The sequence below is a fragment of the Microcystis sp. T1-4 genome (assembly GCF_000297435.1).
Lineage (GTDB): Bacteria > Cyanobacteriota > Cyanobacteriia > Cyanobacteriales > Microcystaceae > Microcystis.
Genome location: NZ_CAIP01000214.1, coordinates 44,559 through 63,750, shown reverse-complemented (window position 1 = coordinate 63,750; position 19,192 = coordinate 44,559). Strand labels below are relative to the sequence as shown.

At 41.3% G+C, this 19,192-nt stretch carries 14 protein-coding genes and 1 pseudogene; 7 read left to right on the top strand and 8 right to left on the bottom strand.

Translation table 11 applies throughout. The annotated features are described in order from the left end of the window. Positions 1-366 precede the first annotated feature (366 nt). Positions 367-4,077 (top strand): Calx-beta domain-containing protein, encoded by a 3,711-nt coding sequence (locus MICAI_RS13575; RefSeq protein WP_369751913.1) that lies wholly within the window; start codon positions 367-369, stop codon positions 4,075-4,077. Positions 4,078-4,253: 176 nt separating this feature from the next. On the opposite strand, the gene tumA is transcribed toward MICAI_RS13575, so the two are convergent. After that, positions 4,254-4,484 carry an antitoxin TumA gene (tumA, locus tag MICAI_RS13570; RefSeq protein ID WP_008202927.1) on the bottom strand — a complete coding sequence of 77 codons (231 nt, stop codon included), beginning with the start codon at positions 4,482-4,484 and terminating at the stop codon, positions 4,254-4,256. A gap of 238 nt (positions 4,485-4,722) precedes the next feature. Here tumA and MICAI_RS27895 point away from each other — a divergent pair. Then, positions 4,723-7,842 (top strand): annotated as a pseudogene (locus MICAI_RS27895) (TIGR03032 family protein). A gap of 148 nt (positions 7,843-7,990) precedes the next feature. On the opposite strand, the gene MICAI_RS13555 reads toward MICAI_RS27895, so the two are convergent. Then, a complete protein-coding gene (locus MICAI_RS13555; protein WP_008202921.1) occupies positions 7,991-8,872 on the bottom strand; it encodes a glutaminase in 882 nt (293 codons plus the stop codon). Positions 8,873-8,883: 11 nt separating this feature from the next. Here MICAI_RS13555 and glp point away from each other — a divergent pair, with 11 nt between their 5' ends. After that, on the top strand, positions 8,884-10,110 hold the full coding sequence (glp, locus tag MICAI_RS13550; RefSeq protein ID WP_008202919.1) for a molybdopterin molybdotransferase MoeA: 1,227 nt from the start codon (positions 8,884-8,886) through the stop codon (positions 10,108-10,110). A gap of 226 nt (positions 10,111-10,336) precedes the next feature. On the opposite strand, the gene MICAI_RS13545 is transcribed toward glp, so the two are convergent. The 5 genes from MICAI_RS13545 to MICAI_RS13525 form a co-directional block, all read right to left on the bottom strand. Continuing rightward, positions 10,337-11,977, bottom strand: coding sequence for an MBL fold metallo-hydrolase (locus MICAI_RS13545; protein WP_008202917.1), 1,641 nt, complete (start codon positions 11,975-11,977; stop codon positions 10,337-10,339). Between the two features lie 24 nt (positions 11,978-12,001). Continuing rightward, entirely contained in the window at positions 12,002-12,124 is a 123-nt protein-coding gene (locus tag MICAI_RS27585; RefSeq protein ID WP_002737208.1) for a hypothetical protein, read from the bottom strand. Positions 12,125-12,617: 493 nt separating this feature from the next. Next, complete coding sequence (locus MICAI_RS13535; protein ID WP_008202915.1) at positions 12,618-13,148, bottom strand: HNH endonuclease; 531 nt, start codon at positions 13,146-13,148, stop codon at positions 12,618-12,620. A 15-nt stretch (positions 13,149-13,163) separates the two neighbouring features. Next, a complete protein-coding gene (locus MICAI_RS13530; RefSeq protein WP_008202912.1) occupies positions 13,164-13,526 on the bottom strand; it encodes a hypothetical protein in 363 nt (120 codons plus the stop codon). Then, positions 13,523-14,218 (bottom strand): hypothetical protein, encoded by a 696-nt coding sequence (locus tag MICAI_RS13525; RefSeq protein WP_008202910.1) that lies wholly within the window; start codon positions 14,216-14,218, stop codon positions 13,523-13,525. The genes MICAI_RS13530 and MICAI_RS13525 overlap by 4 nt, the downstream gene beginning before the upstream one ends. A gap of 83 nt (positions 14,219-14,301) precedes the next feature. Here MICAI_RS13525 and MICAI_RS26475 point away from each other — a divergent pair, with 83 nt between their 5' ends. The 3 genes from MICAI_RS26475 to cysK all read left to right on the top strand — a co-directional run bounded on the left by MICAI_RS26475 (position 14,302) and on the right by cysK (position 16,839). Continuing rightward, entirely contained in the window at positions 14,302-14,448 is a 147-nt protein-coding gene (locus MICAI_RS26475; protein ID WP_008202908.1) for a hypothetical protein, read from the top strand. Between the two features lie 106 nt (positions 14,449-14,554). Beyond that, positions 14,555-15,790 carry an RNA-guided endonuclease InsQ/TnpB family protein gene (locus MICAI_RS13520; RefSeq protein ID WP_008202906.1) on the top strand — a complete coding sequence of 412 codons (1,236 nt, stop codon included), beginning with the start codon at positions 14,555-14,557 and terminating at the stop codon, positions 15,788-15,790. 89 nt (positions 15,791-15,879) lie between these two features. Then, entirely contained in the window at positions 15,880-16,839 is a 960-nt protein-coding gene (gene cysK / locus MICAI_RS13515; protein WP_008202905.1) for a cysteine synthase A, read from the top strand. Positions 16,840-17,058: 219 nt separating this feature from the next. Here cysK and MICAI_RS13510 read toward each other — a convergent pair whose 3' ends face one another. Next, positions 17,059-17,775, bottom strand: coding sequence for a hypothetical protein (locus MICAI_RS13510; RefSeq protein ID WP_008202903.1), 717 nt, complete (start codon positions 17,773-17,775; stop codon positions 17,059-17,061). A gap of 532 nt (positions 17,776-18,307) precedes the next feature. On the opposite strand from MICAI_RS13510, the gene MICAI_RS13505 reads away from it, so the two are divergent. Further along, positions 18,308-18,991: a hypothetical protein gene (locus MICAI_RS13505; RefSeq protein ID WP_008202902.1), complete on the top strand. Its 684-nt coding sequence runs from the start codon at positions 18,308-18,310 to the stop codon at positions 18,989-18,991. The last annotated feature ends 201 nt before the right edge of the window (positions 18,992-19,192 follow it).

Below are 19,192 nucleotides of genomic sequence, written 5' to 3'. Positions count from 1 at the left end.
AACAATGACACCCTACAAGGAACCAATAACGGTATAGGAGAACAAGATTATCTAGAAGGAGGAACAGGAAGCGATCGCTTTATTCTTGCAGATACGACAAAGACCTTTTATGATGACGGTAATAGCACCCTTCCCGGTGATAACGACTACGCGACAATTGCCGACTTTAACACCACTGATGATATAATTCAACTACGAGGTTCAAGTAGTAACTATCTGTTATCGGTTGATGGTTCCATTACTAATCTCTACATCAACAAACCCGGAACCGAACCAGATGAACTTATTGCAGTTATCAATAATCAAACAGCATTAAGTCTAACTGCTAGTTATTTTAGCTATGTTTCTAGTCCGACTCTTCCCAGTATTACCCTTGCAGTTTCTCCCGCAAGTGTTACTGAAGACGGGACAGCTAACTTAGTCTATACCTTCACCCGTACCGGAGTAACCACTGATGCTTTAACTGTTAACTATACAGTTAGTGGGACAGCAACCAATGGAACCGATTACGCTTCTATTCCCACCAGTGTCACCTTTGCTGCTGGTTCAGCGACTGCGACGGTAATCGTTGACCCCACTGCTGACACAACTATTGAAAGTAATGAAACTGTTATTTTAACTCTTACTGCGGGTACTGGTTATACAGTTGGGACAACCACCGCAGTTACCGGGACGATTACTAATGTCCCCGCTACCAGTGTCACCCCAATCGAAGCCTTCGGTAACACCAAATTAGTCCAAGACACAACTAATAAACTTTACACCCAAATTGGCAATAATAACCCCATCGCCATCAAAAATGGTGCCACTCATATTGCCACAAATACCTACCCTGGTTGGCAAATATTAGCCGCAGAAACCGTTAATGGAATTAACCAAGTCCTCTTGAGGAATACATCACAAAACCTTCTATATATATGGAATTTAGATAGCAATTGGAATTGGCAATCTTCCACTGGAGGGTGGGGATTAAACTCAACCCAAGCTTTCAGCCAAGAAACCAACTTCCAACAAGACTTTAACGGTGATGGAATTATCGGTCAACCCACCACCTTTCCCAGTATTACGCTTACTGTCTCTCCGGCAAGCGTGACAGAAGACGGGACAGCTAATCTGGTTTATACCTTCACTCGTAGCGGTTCTACTACCAGCGCCTTAACCGCTAACTATACAGTTGGGGGGACAGCTACTAATGGAACCGATTACGCTTCTATTCCCACCAGTGTCACCTTTGCTGCTGGTTCATCCACTGCTACTGTAACAGTTGACCCCACTGCTGATACAACAGTAGAAAGTGATGAAACTGTTGCTTTAACTCTTGCTGCGGGGACAGGTTATACAGTTGGGACAACTACCGCAGTGACTGGGACAATTACGAATAGTCCTGTCACTCCCAGTATCACCCTTGCGGTTGCTCCCAGTAGTGTGACAGAAGATGGGACAACAAATCTAGTTTATACCTTCACTCGTACCGGTTCTACTACCAGCGCCTTAACCGCTAACTATACAGTTGGGGGAACAGCTACTTTTAGCACAGATTACACTCAAACTGGTGCAGCCAGTTATACCAGTACAACAGGGACAGTGAATTTCGCAGCTAATGCTACTACTGCGACCGTAACTGTAAATCCGACTGCTGATACAACAGTTGAACCAGATGAAACTGTCATTTTAACCATCGCTGCGGGGACAGGTTATACGGTAGGTACGACCACCGCAGTTACCGGGACAATTACCAATGATGATACCAATGTCACCTTAGCAGTTTCTCCCGCAAGCGTTACTGAAGACGGGACAGGTAATCTCGTTTATACCTTCACCCGTACCGGAGTAACCAGTAATGCTTTAACAGTCAATTACACCCTCGGAGGAACAGCTACTCTCAATACCGACTACACCCGTACTGGGACTAACAATACTGTCACCTTTGCTGCTGGTTCAGCGACTGCTACCGTAACGGTTGACCCCACTGCTGACACAACTGCTGAACCGGATGAAACCGTCGCTTTAACTCTTACTTCTGGGACCGGTTATAGAGTAGGTACGACCACCGCAGTGACGGGGACGATTAAAGCCGATGAAAGTCTTCCTTATATTACTCTTGAGGTTTCTCCCAGTAGTGTTATCGAAGACGGGAGAACCGAATTATTAATCTACACTTTCACTCGTACAGGTCCGACAACAAATCCTTTAACGGTTAACTACAGTATTGGTGGGACAGCAACTAATGGAACTGATTACAATCCTCTTCCTACAGGTATCATATTTGCGGCGAATTTAGCGACTGCCACCTTAATCGTCCTCCCCACTCCTGACACCATTATTGAACCGGATGAAACCGTCGCTTTAACTCTTACTTCTGAGACCGGTTATACAGTGGGTACGACCACCGCAGTGACGGGAACAATTAAGGATAACGATGTCCCTAGTATTACTCTTGCTGTTGATGATGATGATGATAATACTCCCATCGTTACCACCATTGTTAACGAAGACGGGACAACCAACTTAGTTTATACCTTCACCCGTACTGGACCAACAACTGATGCGTTGACAGTCAATTACACGGTCGGGGGGACTGCTATTCTCAATACCGACTACACTCGCACCGGAACTAACAATACTGTCACCTTCGCTGCTGGTTCTGATACTGCGACAGTAACTGTTGCTCCCAAGGCTGACACCATCGGTGAACTGGATGAAACCGTCATATTAACTGTTGCTTCTGGGACTGGTTATACAGTAGGTACGACGAAAACTGCAACGGGAACAATTAAAGATAATGATAACACTCCCAGTATCACTATTGCTGTCTCTCCTGCAAGTGTTACTGAAGACGGGACAGGTAATCTCGTTTATACCTTCACCCGTACTGGAGTAACCAGTAATGCTTTAACAGTCAATTACACCCTCGGAGGGACTGCTACTCTCAATACCGACTACACTCGCACTGGGACTAATAATACTGTCACCTTCGCTGCTGGTTCTGATACTGCGACAGTAATAATAGACCCGATGACGGATTCTGTTATTGAACTGGATGAAAACGTCGTATTAACTGTTGCTTCTGGGACTGGTTATCTAATCGGGACGACGAGAACTGCAACGGGAACGATTACTAATGACGAGTTTTCCCAAATATCTATAAGCAGCATCATTATCACTGTTGTAGAAGGTAAAGATATTGTCAAAGATCAAAATTATACTAAGGCAATTCTCACCGTCATAGTCGAAACTCCCAGTTTACATCCAATTGCCGTCAACTATACTACTACACCCGTTAACGCTACCGCCGGGTTAGATTACACTAGCACAACCGGAAATCTGGAAATTCGCGCTAATACTTCTGCTGCTACTATTGAAATTCCCATACTCAATGATGACCTCAATGAACCTGATGAAGCCTTTAAAGTAACCTTGTCTAATCCGACTAATGCTATCATTAATCCTGAGGGAGGGCAGGCAGAAGTTATCATTACTGATACTTTGAAAAGCAGTGATAATCGGACTTTACTTGACTACCCGGATATAGAAAACCTCACACTAATTGATACTAGCAATATTAACGGTACAGGTAACAATAGCAACAATATTATTACTGGTAATAGTGGTAATAATACCCTCAATGGGGCAGCCGGAATTGATACTTTGGTAGGTGGTTTAGGTGCAGATATCTTCATCTTCCAATTTGGCCAATCTACCATAGCAGCAAGCGATCAAATTACGGATTTTGCCATCAATAGTGATAAAATTGACTTATTAACTCAAGGCGGACTCGCCATGAATGCGCCTAGTAGTTTCAGTCGCGCTGCTGATAGCACTGTCACCACTTTACAGAATTTAATCAATCAGGTATTTACTGATGCCAATGGAGCCACTACAGGTAATCAAGAATTAGCGGTTAATAGTGCCGCCTTAGTGCAAGTAACAAGCGGTGCGATAGCTGGAACTTACCTCGTTATTAATGATAGCACGGCTGGCTTCCAATCCAGCAATGATTTATTAATAAATATCACTGGATTTACCGGTACTTTACCAGCTTTAGGGAGCATTACAGTGGGTAATTTCTTTGTTTAATTAAGTAGGCGTAGGGTGCGTATTTGCGGCTATCAATTCCGTCAAAAAACCAAAATTAACAAGCCGCCGTAACGCACCACCTCTATTATTAAATTGGTGCGTTACGCTATCGCGCTTCACACCCTACTGACTGCACAATTGCTTGCTCTACTTGATTGAGGTAATCAGATAAAAGTTTAAGCAGCATGATTTAATATTTGTTCTAATTCTTGACGCAAAGCAAGGTAATGAAGATAATCGTTTGCCCATTCTATAAATATTATATGATCTGATAATGTTCCCTGATTGTATTGGTTATAAAAATCTTCGGAATCCATTTTATGTTGGTTCTCATAAACGCTAAGTCGCTTGGCAACAGCAATCAAAGCATCTAAAGATGATGTATATTGAATGGTCTGTTTACGCATTTTTCTTTTACCCCAAAATAATGATATTTTGATTATAAACGATCGCACTCAAACAAAAACATAAATCGTAGTGGACTGACACACCTAATTTAGGTGTAGGGTGCGTATTTGCGGCTATCAATTCCGTCAAAAAACCAAAATTAACAAGCCGCCGTAACGCACCACCTCTATCATTAAATTGGTGCGTTATGCTATCGCGCTTCACACCCTACTGACTAATCTTTGTGTCTTTGTGGTTATGATTAATCAATCAACTCCCAATACTAATCAATCTATTCCCGTAGAGATAATTGCTTCCCGTAACTTCATCGATTGGTTAGAGTCTCAGCAGATTAGTCTGGCTTTTACTACCTATCAAAGTTCTCGACTGATGTTTTTAGGAGTTAACCCTCAAAGGGGGATGTCCGGATTTGAGCGTATATTTGACCGCGCCATGGGTTTATATGCTACCCCAGAAAGGATTTATCTTAGTTCCCGCTATCAAATCTGGCAACTAGATAATGTGCTATTATCCGAACAACTTTATGATGGTTACGATAAACTTTATATCCCCCGTATTAGTTATACTACTGGGGATTTAGATATTCACGATTTGGCAATAGAAAATCTCTCTGAAAGAATTATATTTATCAGTACCATGTTAAATTGTCTGGCAACAGTCAGCGATCGCCATAGTTGTATTCCCCTATGGAAACCATCGTTTATTTCCGCTTTAGTCAATGAAGATCGTTGTCATCTTAATGGTTTAGCCTTGGTAGATGGGAAGGCGCGTTATGTTACCGCTTGTAGTCAATCAGATGTGGTGGATGGGTGGAGAGACAGAAGACAAACTGGCGGTTGTGTCATTGATATTCAGTCTAATGAAGTGATTGCTACTGGTTTATCTATGCCTCATTCTCCCCGATTTTATCAGGGTAAGTTATGGTTATTAAATGCGGGTACGGGTTACTTTGGTTATATTGATCAAGATAAAGGCATTTTTGAGCCTGTTACTTTTTGTCCTGGTTTTCTGCGCGGTTTATCATTTGTCAGAAATTATGCCATTGTTGGATTATCTAAAAGTCGTGGGGGAGATAAGACTTTTTCGGGGTTAATCTTAGATGATAATTTAATGGCTAAAGAAGCAGATCCTCGCTGTGGTCTGCTAATTATTGATTTGAAAACAGGTGAAGTTGTTCACTGGATACGCCTAGAAGGTGAAGTGACTGAACTTTATGATATACAAGTCTTAGAAGGAGTTAAACGTCCCCAAGCTTTAGGATTCCAAAATGATGACATCAGTAAAATTATTACTCTTGATCCTATTTCTCCTTTATTTGGAGGAAATCTAGCAAATAATCAGCCTGATACTTCGCCAGCAGATACCCTTTATCAGCAAGCATACACCTTGCAAAAACAGGTTAAGCTTGAAGAAGCGATCGCTCTCTATCAACAATTAATTAATCAACATCCTCAATATGCAGCCGATTGGCATCAGTTGGGGGTAATTATGGATAGTTTAGGACAAATTGATCAGGCTATTTTAGCTTATAAACAAGCTTTACTTATTAACCCTAATTATGCAGAAACTCACAATAATTTAGGAATAATAGCAGTTAGCAAGGGAAATTTAGACGAGGCTATTATTTGCTTTAACCAAGCTATTCGTAGCAATCAAAACTATGCTTTTGCTGAGAATAATTTAGGTTTAGTCTTACAAATGCAGGATAAGTTAGGGGATGCTGCGGTAAAGTTTCAAGAAGCAATCAGGAAAAACCCTAATTATCCAGAGGCACACTTTAATTTAGGCAATGTGTTACAACTCCAGGGAAAGACTGAAGAAGCGATCGCTTATTTTCAAACAGCAATTAAACTTAATCCTAAGTATATTAAAGCTTATAATAGTTTAGCTTTAGCGTTAGGAAGACAGAACCAAGTAGAAGCAGCTATGAGCGTATTTAAGCAAGCTTTAGCCATTCAACCCAATTCACCAGAGGCTTTCGCTTGCTTATTTTCCATGAAGTAAATGACTTGTAATTGGGAGACAAGAGAAGCTGATTTAATCCAACTTTGGCAATTAACCGAAAACCAGTTACAAGAGGGAAAATCTACCGCAGTAACTCCCTTTGATAGCTTATATAAACCTTGGTCTGCTAGTCAACAGTTAAAAGTAGCTTGTAACTATGCTCAAGAGGTTAAAAGACAATTAGCCTTAGTGACTAAACCACTCAATTTTAACCATTCACGCACCCGATCTGGACGATTAAAAATAGGTTATTTATGCCATGATTTTCGTAATCATCCTACCAGTCATTTGATGCAAAGTGTCTTTGGTTTACATGATCGCAATAACTTTGAAATAATTGCCTATTCCTATGGTCCTGATGATGGTAGTGAGTATCGTCGTCGCATTGCCAATGATTGCGATCGCTTTTATGATATTGCTACTTTATCAATTACGGAATCTGCACAACGGATTTTTGATGATGGGGTGCATATTTTAGTTGATTTGATGGGATATATTGATAAAGCGCGGACGCAAATATTGGCTTTAAAACCGGCACCGATTCAAGTTAATTATTTGGTTTATCCGGGGACAATGGGAGCAGATTTTATCGACTATATTATTGGTGATGCCATAGTTACACCACCAAAGTCTGCTGATAATTTTACTGAAAAATTGGTAATTTTACCAGATAGTTATCAGGCTAATGATTATCAACAAATCATATCATCTAAACCGGTTACTCGTTCCCATTATGGTCTTCCTGAATCGGGTTTTGTCTTTTGTTGTTTCAACCATACCTATAAAATTGAGCCGCAAATATTCACTGTCTGGATGGAAATTCTGGCCAATGTTCCAGGTAGTGTATTATGGTTATTTTCGAGAGTAGCTGAAGCTGAAGCAAATCTACGTCGGGAAGCACAAGCGCGAGGAATTGAAGGCGATCGCTTAATTTTTGCCCATCTCCAACCTAAGCTGGAACATTTGGCGCGGCATCAACTAGCTGATTTATTTCTTGATACTTTATACTATAATGCTCATACTACTGGGAGTGATGCTTTATGGGCAGGTTTACCGATTATAACTTGTCCAGGTGCAACTTTTCCTTCCCGTGTTGGTGCTAGTTTACTGACAGCTATTGGCCTACCTGAATTAATTACTAAGAATTTAGAGGAGTATAAAAATTTAGCGATTAATTTAGCAAAATCTCCTGATAAATTGCACGAAATTAAACAGAAACTAGCACAAAATCGTCTGACTTATCCGTTATTTGATACCCTTCGTTTTACCCGCAATTTAGAAAAAGCTTATCGGACAATGTGGGATATTTATGCTGCGGGAAAATCACCAGAGATGATCAGGATAGCCAATTGATCACTGGAATTATCAGGGTAAGCGCATCTTAACAATCCTTGACAAAATGAACTTTATCCCTCCGGGGTTTCACGGTACTTGACCAGAAAAATCAGAAAAAGTATCGGTATTTTTTTGAGGAATTAAAGCTTATTTTCATAGATTAAATTTACTTGACAAAATGACTTATGTGTGTTAATAAATTAAGTCCTAAAATTGAATTACCTTGCTCATTTAACAGGGGACTATAACAAGCGATCGCTCCCTGTTTCGGTACAATTGATAACAAAGCTCCACTAACTCCCGATTTAGTGGGAAAACCTACCTCAAGGGCGAATTGTTGGGAAGCTTCATAGAGTCCACAATTAGTCATAATTTCTAGAATAATTTCGCCAAAAGGAGCAGCTAAAATCAACTTACCTAAATTAGCAAGATCGGCAATTTTTCCAGATAAACAACAGATTTGATTGTAGGTTTCTAGAGCTAAATAACGATGACTGATATAACCATTTTTTTCTAATTCTAAGCTTAAAGCCTGATTGTGGGTATTAGGATAGGAGTGGACAGAATCAAGGACAGAGCGATCAATAAATAATTGACAATTACCCATTTCATTTAACCATAAAAGCAAATTTTTACAGCGAGATTCTGGCGTTTCTCCTGCTAATAAATCCGCTAATGCGATCGCACCACTATTAATCATAGGATTACGGGGAAAACCTCGATCCTCTTGCAGTTGAGTTAAGGAATTAAAAGGATAACTAGAAGCTTGTTTTCCCACGCGACGAAAAACAGCATCTTCCCCTAAATGAGTTAAAAGATATAATAACAAAAAAGGTTTAATCACACTCATCAAAGGAAAAGTTACAGTTTCATCTCCCCAAGACAAAATCTCCCCCTCAAGACAGTGAATCTGGAGAGCGAAAACCTCAGGATTAACTTGCTTCAAAACCGGTATATAATAGGGAGTCTGACCCTTCCTATCCGATAAATGCACTTCCCCGAGCCAAGCTTGTATATCTTCCACCCTTAATCTAGCTAATCGGTTCATTTTTTTAATCCATGTACTCAGTCAAAGAAGCAGAATCTATAATCTTAACTCAAATTCAACCCCAACACCCAACCGAAAAAGTTTCTCTAGGGGCAGCTTTTGGGCGCATTTTAGCCGAAGATATCAGCAGTGATTTAGACTTTCCCTATTGGGATAATTCCGCTATGGATGGCTATGCTGTCCGCTACGAAGATGTCAAAGACACTAACCCAGAAAATCCCGTTACTTTAAAGATTATCGCCGAAATTCCCGCCGGCAAAGTCCCCGAAAAAATTATTCAACCGGGAGAAACAGCGCGAATATTTACCGGAGCGATGTTACCCGCCGGCAGTGATACGATTATTATGCAGGAAAATACTCAAAAACAAGGGGAGCGAGTGGCGATTCTTATCCCTCCCGAAAAAATAGGTCTTTTCGTGCGTCAACGCGGCACATTCTATCGAGCGGGAAATACCCTATTAAAAGCCGGTATTGCCCTTAATTCCCCAGAAATGGCGGTTTTAGCCACGGCACAAGCTACCGAATTGACAGTTTTTTCCCGTCCCCAAGTGGCAATTTTCTCCACGGGAGATGAATTAATTAATCCCGATGAAACCCTACAAAAAGGTCAAATTATTGACTCGAATCGCTATGCTTTAACGGCATTTGTCGCCAGTTTAGGGGCAATTCCCAGGCCTTTAGGTATAATAAAAGATAATCCTGATCTTCTCAGAGAAACTATCAAAAAAGCCATTAATTCTAGTGCTATCGTCCTTTCTACTGGAGGCGTTTCTGTGGGAGATTACGATTATATCGAGGGAATTTTAGGGGAATTAGGGGGAGAAATTCTGATTGGCAGCGTTGCTATTCAACCGGGTAAACCCTTAACCTTTGCTACTTTTCCTAACGGTTGTATTTACTTTGGTATCCCCGGTAATCCCGTCTCTGCTTTAGTTTGCTGTTGGCGCTTCGTACAAATGGCCATTAAAAAATTATCGGGATTGACAGATTATCAGAACAAATTTCTGCGAGTTGTCACCCGCGATACTCTCAAATCTAAGGGACAAAGAGAAGTTTATCTCTGGGGAAAAATAGAAATTATCGAGGGAGTTTATCAATTTCAACTTGCTCCCGGACAACACAATTCGGCTAATTTAATTAATTTAGCGGGTACTAATGCTTTAGCCATAATTCCCCAGGGTAAAACTACCATACAAGCGGGAGAAACAGTAGAAGTTATGACTGCACTTACCCTTTGAGAGCCAGTTTCAGATTTTGGCAAGGGTTCTTTTTTTGACTTGATCTCCTTCTCGGCAAGAATCAGGTCGAAGAACAGCAGCTGGGGAATTATACTAGCTAGGGCTAAAAGTCTTGGAGAGCCTGGGTTAAAATTTAATTTTTTAGTATTTCTGTATGGAGGAAGTCCAAGAATACTGACTCCCGAATACCGACTCCTAACCCCCAAACTTTTTCAGCAGACCCTAACTATATATTGGCCTCAAAAACGGGACAATAGCCTTCGGCAACCACTTTAAAACCGTAGAGAGGAGAAGCGGGATTCCAACAGCGCTGACTTTTGTAGTGGACACAGACACGACAGCAATCCATCTCCTCTAAAGCTTTGGTGGTGCGATTGGGAATCTCGCTTAATAATTCCCGTTGGGAGACTCCCCGCAATAATAATTCTTCCCCTTGCCAGCGCGCTTCCACCAGTCCCGTATCGGCGAAATTACTCCACCGGGGATCCCGGGTGATCGGCTCTGGTAAGGTGATAGTGATGATCGAATCCGATTCATTTAATTCTCCCTCATAGTGACTGGGGGCCGGGGGTGTCGGTTGCAAAAAGCGATCGCCAATAGGCAATTCCACCAGGGTTCCCACGGCCGGAGAATGGAGTTGATAACGGCTTTGTAATTCTTCTAAACTGGTCAAATCCGCTAGATATAGGGGCGAGCCATGGACGAACATGATATGCTGCGGTCGCAGGTTATGGATTAGTTGGGTGGTGTTGCGACTATCGCTATGTTCGGCCAGTAGATAGGTTTCTTGGCTAATTAATCCCGAACGCTGTGCCGCTTTTAATCGGGGATTCTCCAGGTTGATATCGTGCAGGTGTTGGGGAGCTAACATTAACCAAGGTTTATCCCCTTGCAGATATTTACTCACCTCCTCTAGGCGATCGATTAGTAAAATGATCGGAGTGGTTCCCCCTAGAGGTGTCGGTTTTTCTGGCAATCTTCGCAACCGGGGACAGATGCGCTCATCCCAAAATAAGGGCTGATGTTTGGCAAAATTTTGCACAGAGGCAGGAAATTGTGGCAAGATTTCTAGGTAGGCATCGCAAGCTTTAGCGATTTTGCCCCCAACCCAGATATCAATGTCGCGGCCCGTGAATTGGTGGTGCGATCGCAGTAATTTTAAAATTTCCTGACCCAATCCCAAAGCGGGGACGGGTAGTAGGACATTTTGCCCCTCGGCGATCGCATGATAGATGCGATTCATCAACTGTTTTTCCTGCTGTCGTCGGTGGGGATGGCGCTCTGTGCCGTAACTGCCTTCAATAATCAGTACATCGGGGGATATTCCCCGCAGCAGATCGATCGATAATCCTTCCACCAGTTGAAAATTAGATAGGGAAAAATCGCCGGTATAGAGGACCTTATAGGTGCGTTTGGGGGTTTTGTAGGTGAAGAGAACTACAGCAGCCCCAGGTAGGTGGCCGGCCGGAAAAATCTCGACGGTGAGATCATCGAAGAGAGTGATCGGCGATCGCCATGGCCAACCCTGACAGAAACTGCCGATTTCCTCGACAGAATCGGGCCATTGTAGGGGCAGCAGTTGTACTGTCACCTCGCTGGCATAAACTGGCAATTGGGGATAGGTCTGATGGAGAGCCATTAACCCACGGATGTGATCGCTGTGGGCATGACTACAGAACACCAGATCCACGGGTGGTTTTTTGTTTTGGGTCAGGGGTTGCATATCGGCCAAACCGCAATCTAAAAGTAGGCGATAGGGACCGATTTTCAGGAGGAGACAAACCCCTTCCGACGCGTGACCGACACCAAAAGGTAAACAGGATAAAAGGGATTTTGACCCCCAGACAGCAGTAGAGCGTTGAACCATGGCAACCCTGATTATGATGACTGGTTAGTGAGCCGAACCATTGCCATCGTAGTTATCGCTATCGTAAAAACCGTTGCGGGTGCCGAAAAAGAGACAAGAGACGGTGAATACAGCCGTTAATGCCAACAGGATTAATTTGATGTCCATATAATTAGTGCAACTCCTCAGAGGGTATCTCCCCTAATACTAACCCAACTTTTTCGGTTGTTAGCAGCTAGGTTTTGAATTTGTCCCTGGGCGCTCAACCTCTTTTAATAATTAAACTTGCCAGTAATTTGTGATGATTTCATCAAAAACTACTGATAATTGTCGGAAGAATTAGCATTTTTTGTCATAATAGTCAAGAAAATTTCATAAAAATTTAGCCTGACTTTAAATGATCCTTTTCTCACGTGCGACGTAATGATACTAAATCCGTTGAGTATCTGCTACATATCAAGACAGGCAATAGGCAAAAGGGGAAATAAATAATCATTCTTTAATAACCGGATTTAGTATTAGACATGAGGCAAAAGCAAACAAGTTATTGATTTTGACTCAGATTAGCTCAATTCAATTATAGTGGAATTTTACTATGGGTTTTCGATTAAATTTGAAGGCTATTTGATTAGATGATAAAGTTAATTAAGGTTGATTAAAATTAAGGTTTGTTAAACTCGGCTAAGTCATTGGTCTTTTCAAGAAGAGGATAACGAATTGCTGTTTCATCGACTAGACTAGATAAATACTCATAAGTGTGACTAATTTCATAGGCATTATCATCACTTTTTGCTTGGTTACACTGCCAGCAGACCAGTTGTAAATTGTCAAAATCAAACATTTTTTCGGGACAGCGGGCTTTATTAATTATATGATCGATAGTGACATAATTGGGATGAAAAAATATCTGATTGATTTGATTAATAACTTTTTCCCCTTGAGAATTATTATATTCGTAACCCCTTTTGATAGCTTCTGACTGAGAAGAAGTTTTAAATTCTTCGCCATGTTTCATCTTTTTACCACAAAAAGGACAGAGTTTTTCTTTGGCCATTGTTCGATATTGATTCGGGCTAATTAATCCTTTTTGGGGATGTTCGATAACTGCTAGATGTTGATTAGCATTCCAGATTTCTGCAATTTCATCGGAGCTATATAATTGGGACAACTTTGATTTTGATACTTTAGTCATGGCAGTACATAATAATCATAATAAAGGATATTTAGCCAAAGCTTTATCAGCTATTTCATGCAAATTTTTCGAGACTTTTTCCAACTCTTTTTTTCCGTCTTCAGATATTTTTTTAGCTTTTTCAGACTCAATAATTGCTAAATCAATGGCTTTGACGAGATTTCCTTTATTTAATTCATGCTCAAATAAACTGACAACTTTATAAGTATTATTTTTAAAATCCTGAAGAAGTTCCCAAGAGCTTTTAACCTTTCCCCAGCCGCTATTATAATAGCCCTTTTTTCTCGCTTGTCCTTGTTGCTCTAGGGAAAGGCGATGAAATACTTCACTATTTCTTTTTTGCCATTGGCGATAGTTCATTTCTTCTAGTAAATTCATGGCTTCAGTTCCTGGTCATCTGCAAAGTAACGAGTGATTTCTTGCCACTTTTTGTCGCCATAGTTATTAATAATATATTTTTTAATATCCCCCATTTGTCTTCGTAGTTTATCATTAGTTTTTTCCAGAGATTCAACTGTAGAGATGGCTCGCTCTTTTATTTGTGTAATCCCATCCTGTTGTTGCTGAATAGTATTTTTTAGATCGCTCACCGCTAGATTATAACTGTCTTTATGAACTAATTCCTTTTCTAGTAAAGCCTGTTGACGTTCCCAGCCAGTTTTAGATAGACTAGCCTTTAACCATTGACCTAAACGATAAATCTCAGATTGATCAAAGTCTAATAAATCTTGACGGAACCGCTCTAACTTGTGTAGCAACTCATTAACTTTTTCTTGCCAATAACTGACTTCTTGTTTAAGCTCAACATTCTCGTTGGATAAATTCTGATTACTTTTTCCTAACTGTTCAATTTTGCCCTCGTGTCTGGATATTTGCAAGGACTGAGTTGAATTAACTTTGGTTCTCTCATTTCGTTCTTGTATGATAATCTGGAACAATTCCGCCGCTACAGGATCCTCAAGATGTTCTACAATCCATTCTAGATGACGTGCTTTTAACCTATCGCTCAAATAGCCCTTAATTTCTATATGTTGTTCTTTCAATAGGGCTAGATTAGATTTAATGGTCATGACCGTAATTCTGACTTTAGTAAACTATCCATAGTTATTTTAGTACAAGTATAAGCTTTTGGAAAAAAGCAATCTTATCGGTCATGGTAGTTTTGCCTGTCTCTGGGAATCAACTCGGACTGATTGAAGAAACAAAAGAAAACGGAAATTTTGCTGATCTAGGGCTGGCCTTTGCTATAAGTGAGCTATATAGCGCATCCTTGGCTAGTGAGGAAATTCTCAAACGCTAAAGCTGAGAACTTACCGAAAAATTGGGTTTAAGGTTCCCCGCCCGACCGGGCGGCTTTTTCTTCTCAATAGTTGCTTATCAACCACCTCTTGTGATAAAATCAAGACATGATAGTTAGAGAAGCCAAGCTACTAAACGCCACTAAAGAGCAATACCAAGCTCTGGATGAAGCCATCCGTACCGCCCAATTTATTCGTAACAAAGCGGTTAGATACTGGATGGATAATTCGGGGGTAGGAAGAAATGATTTATATGCACTGTGCAAAGTCCTTGCTCAAGAGTTCTCTTTTGCCAAAAAGTTAAACTCTGCCGCTCGTCAAGCCAGTGCAGAAAGAGCTTGGGCTTCTATTTCTAACTTCTATACTCGTTGTCGAAAAGGAGAAAAGAAAAAAGGCTATCCAAAATTCAAAAAGCATTGTCGCTCTGTTGAGTATAAGGTTTCGGGATGGAAACTCTCAGAGGATTGTATGTATATTACTTTCACTGACGGTTTTAATGCCGGTGCTTTTTCTCTTTATTGCGACAAGGAAACAAGAGAAGACCTCTTTCGACTAAAGATTAATCGTGTTCGTGTTGTACGCCGAGCCGACGGGTATTATGCCCAATTTTGCTTTGATGCTGACCGCAAAGAGCAGGGAAACTATACAGGCAATGTTATCGGTCTTGACCTGGGATTGCAATATTTTTACAAAGACCAAAACGACAATGCTGTAGTTTATCCTAAGTATTTGCGAAAAGCAGAAAAAAGGCTAAAACGTCAACAAAAACGATTAAGTAAAAAGCATAGGAAAGGGGCAAAACCTCAATCCAAGAGCTACCATCGAACCAGAAAAAGACTGGGTAAACTCCACCTGAAAGTTCAACGCCAGCGGAAAGATTGGGCGATTAAGTTAGCCCGAAACGTAGTGGCATCTAACGATGTTGTGGTGTATGAGGCTTTAAAAGTGTCGAATCTGGTCAAGAATCATAACTTGGCTAAGTCTATTTCTGATGCAGGTTGGTATCAATTCACTCAATGGCTAGACTACTATGGCAAAATTTGGGATAAAGCAATAGTTGCGGTTGCACCCAACTATACTTCCCAAGATTGCTCTAATTGTGGTCATCGGGTGAAAAAGTCACTAAGCACTAGAACTCACTCTTGTCCTCACTGTGGAATTAAAATCTGTCGTGATACAAATGCGGCTTTAAATATTCTTAAAAGAGGAATGGAAGTTCTCGGGATGGAATGGCAAAACAGTACCCAAGGGCATTGGGAATCTGGGTCGGAAGACCGAAAGCATGGGGAGAAAACCGCCTCTACTATTGAAGGGAAACCAGAGATAGCAAGTGGATTTCTATGAACTATGAATAAGAATCCCCCGTCGTTCACGCGGGGGAGTATGTCAACGCTATAACTAAGCACACAAATCACCCAGACTGAGAAAATATCATGCGTATCGCTCACGATGTCACCGAATTGGTTGGCCGCACTCCTTTAGTACAATTGAATCGGATTCCCCAGGCGGAGGGCTGTCTTGGCCGAATTGTGATGAAATTAGAAGGGATGAATCCCGCTGCTTCCGTCAAAGACCGTATTGGCACCCACATGATTAATAGCGCCGAAAAAGCGGGTTTAATCAATCCAGAAACCACGGTTTTAGTGGAACCCACTTCCGGCAATACGGGAATTGCCCTCGCGATGACTGCGGCAGCTAAGGGTTATCGCTTAATTTTAACTATGCCGGAAACGATGAGTTTAGAGCGCCGGGCGATGTTAAAAGCCTACGGTGCTACCCTAGAACTTACCCCCGGTTCCCAAGGTATGAAAGGGGCAATTTTACGCGCTCAGGAAATCGTTGATAGTATCCCCGGCGCTTATATGTTGCAACAATTTCGCAACCCTTCTAACCCAGAAATTCACCGTCTCACCACTGCTGAGGAAATTTGGCAAGATACCGACGGACAGGTAGATTTTATTGTTGCAGGTGTGGGTACTGGAGGCACGATTACGGGAGTCGCTGAAGTGATTAAATCTCGTAAACCTAGTTTTCAAGTAGTCGCGGTGGAACCTTTCAATAGTCCGGTGATTTCTGGTGGTAATCCCGGTCCCCATAAAATTCAGGGTATCGGTGCGGGTTTTATTCCGGAAGTTTTACGCACAGATCTGATTGATGAGGTAATTACTGTCAGTGATGAGGAAGCTTTTCAATTTGGTCGTCGTCTGGCCAAAGAAGAGGGTTTACTTTCGGGGATTTCTTCCGGTGCCAATCTTTGCGCTGCGATTCAACTGGCCCAACGACCGGAAAATGAGGGTAAATTAATTGTGGTGATTCAGCCTAGTTTTGGAGAACGTTATCTGAGTACCCTGATGTTCCAAAATATCGAGGAGCGCGAGTTAACTTTGGTGTAAAAAAATATCCTCTTCAACCTCTACAGTCAGCCTTTAGCTTTAACTATAGCAGTTATCTTAAATGGTGGCCTAGGATTCAGGCGCAGGTCGTCGGTCGTCAGTATTCTCCGAGTCAGGAGCCGGTCGTTAGGAGACAGGTTTTAGGTTTTGGGGTTTTGGGGTTTTAGTTCAATTTCCCCACTCCCCCACTTCCCTATACTTTTTAAACAGGATTTAGTATTAATCGTATTTTAGGAGGGATTTTTTCACCTGTAGGGGTATTTGTAAAGGTTGCGGTTTGATTGTTTCTTTGCCAGAAAAATTATCCAATAAAGCCGATCGCACTTGCGTGTCGGTTTCTCGCGAGAGAAGATAACGGAAGTATTCTTGGCATTGTTCTCGACGACTGGGGGAAAGTTCCATTTCACTTAAACGTCGGACTGCCATTAAGCGCATTAAGGGATCATTGACTGTTAATTTTTCTAACCAGCGATCGAAGTTTTTTGACTCATTTTGACCGCGATGGTCGAGAAAATGCCATCCTAGCAGGATTAAAGTCAAAACCGTGCCAATTCCTTGCAAAATTGAGGCTAGAGCTAACCAGCGATTTTCGGCATAGGTCCAAATGGCGACAGCGAGATAGGTGGCTAAACTGCCCAAACCGCCACAGACTACCGCTAAAGTTAACTTACCGCTATCGGCAGTGAAAAAAGCACGCCCCCACAGCCACAGCGATGGCCAGTTTTGACCCTGGAGATGGTAAACTCCAATCATCGCCCCCACTCCGGTTAAAGTGGCCAAAACTAACTGCCAATTCCACGCCCAGAGGATCAAAAAACTAGCACAAGCTGCCGCCCATGTCAAGAATTGACGGGTTTTTTTTGCTGCGAGAGTTTTGATGACTCGACGCTGCAGAGCGGGAGAAAAATAGCGAGGAAGGCGGAATACTGAAGACACGGGAAGTTTTTCACTGAGGGTTTGATGATCACTATAGCCTGTTCTCAGGCAGACAGATCATTTTTCTCGGTAAAAATCCTCGTGGCAAAAGAGCGCAGTGCTAGGGTGGCCTAAAATTGCGATCGAGAATCGGCTAAAGTTCAGGTTGGCGAGCTTAGGTGTTAAGATACTTTGCCATCAAACTCAACTTTTTTTGTTAATAAATAGCTCAACAATATTCTGTAAACTTATATACAGAAACCTAAAGAAATATATTAATTGGCAGTCTTTAAGGGCAGTAAGTTCTGATAAATAATCTAGAGTGTTAAGTATAAGTACCGCATCTAATTTTACCTAGTCACGCCAGCTATCTAACTCATCTATAGCGTTTTTCAGTCTGCTGAGGTACAAAAGTTATGGGTTTTAGGCAAAAGGCAAGAGGCAGAAGGCAAAAGGGAAGAAAAATAGGTGTACCTCAATAGCTTAGGAAACGCTATATTTCACTTCCGAACAGAGTTAGAACTTCCTTTGTTACGTTCTGAGAGGCAAAAAAATGACTACTCAACTACAACAAAAAGCCGAACTTGAAATCGTCACCTTGAACCCTGTTTACGGAGTTAACTATAACAAGGGTTACATCGGTTTTACCTATGACGGAACAAATCCAGTTGGTCGAGGAATTGCTTATTTTACTAAGTGGGATAAAATGAGCAATATTTATGCTACTCACGCTCTCATCGTTACGGGTGAAAATACCTGTATTGAAGCGAATGCTGGCACGAATATGGTAGAAGAAAATCCTCTAGAACCCTATTTTCAACCTTCTAATTGCCAAATTTTCTTCCGCAAACCCAAAGATTTAACTGATGAGATTGCAGAGCGTATTGTTGAGATTCTCAAACCAGAAGTAGGTAAAAAATATGACTATAAACTAATCCTAGCTCATGCCTTTTCTGGAAGTTTACCTGGTCAAATACTCAATCTTTTATCACGGCAAAAAATCAAAAAGTTACTGTCTGAAGCTCTCAACTGTCCTGATAAATGGATTTGTAGTGAGTTAGCAGCTTACGCTTTAGATGAGCAACCTGAATACCGAGATATCGGAGTTCTGATCAATCCTAATTCTACCATTAATCCTCAAAAATTATTTGAAGATGATCTGATTTTTCAAGCTTGGGAAAATCAGGTTGCAGCAAAGTTTAAAGATTTAATCACTGGGACAACAGTAATTGCTTAAATGTCTTACATAGCAATTAAGGATAACAGTGGGGGGAGAGTATTCGCTTACTAAGGCTTAAGGGAATTAGAAAAGATTAGTAAGTAGTCGTGCAAAATTAATTTCCTAGTGAAAATAGGCAAAAGGCAAAAGGCAGGAGGCAAGAGGTGGTTAGATATGTGTAATTAATTTTGCTTAGGTACTTAACTTATTAGGAAAAGT

Bases quoted from the DNA above. Each gene is read 5' to 3' on its own strand.
- MICAI_RS27585 (WP_002737208.1), bottom strand. From the start codon at position 12,124: ATGGACATCAAATTAATCCTGTTGGCATTAACGGCTGTATTCACCGTC.
- MICAI_RS13530 (WP_008202912.1), bottom strand. From the start codon at position 13,526: ATGAATTTACTAGAAGAAATGAACTATCGCCAATGGCAAAAAAGAAAT.
- MICAI_RS13545 (WP_008202917.1), bottom strand. From the start codon at position 11,977: ATGGTTCAACGCTCTACTGCTGTCTGGGGGTCAAAATCCCTTTTATCC.
- MICAI_RS26475 (WP_008202908.1), top strand. From the start codon at position 14,302: ATGGTAGTTTTGCCTGTCTCTGGGAATCAACTCGGACTGATTGAAGAA.
- MICAI_RS13525 (WP_008202910.1), bottom strand. From the start codon at position 14,218: ATGACCATTAAATCTAATCTAGCCCTATTGAAAGAACAACATATAGAA.
- MICAI_RS13505 (WP_008202902.1), top strand. From the start codon at position 18,308: ATGACTACTCAACTACAACAAAAAGCCGAACTTGAAATCGTCACCTTG.
- tumA (WP_008202927.1), bottom strand. From the start codon at position 4,484: ATGCGTAAACAGACCATTCAATATACATCATCTTTAGATGCTTTGATT.
- MICAI_RS13520 (WP_008202906.1), top strand. From the start codon at position 14,555: ATGATAGTTAGAGAAGCCAAGCTACTAAACGCCACTAAAGAGCAATAC.
- MICAI_RS13555 (WP_008202921.1), bottom strand. From the start codon at position 8,872: ATGAACCGATTAGCTAGATTAAGGGTGGAAGATATACAAGCTTGGCTC.
- glp (WP_008202919.1), top strand. From the start codon at position 8,884: ATGTACTCAGTCAAAGAAGCAGAATCTATAATCTTAACTCAAATTCAA.
- cysK (WP_008202905.1), top strand. From the start codon at position 15,880: ATGCGTATCGCTCACGATGTCACCGAATTGGTTGGCCGCACTCCTTTA.
- MICAI_RS13535 (WP_008202915.1), bottom strand. From the start codon at position 13,148: ATGACTAAAGTATCAAAATCAAAGTTGTCCCAATTATATAGCTCCGAT.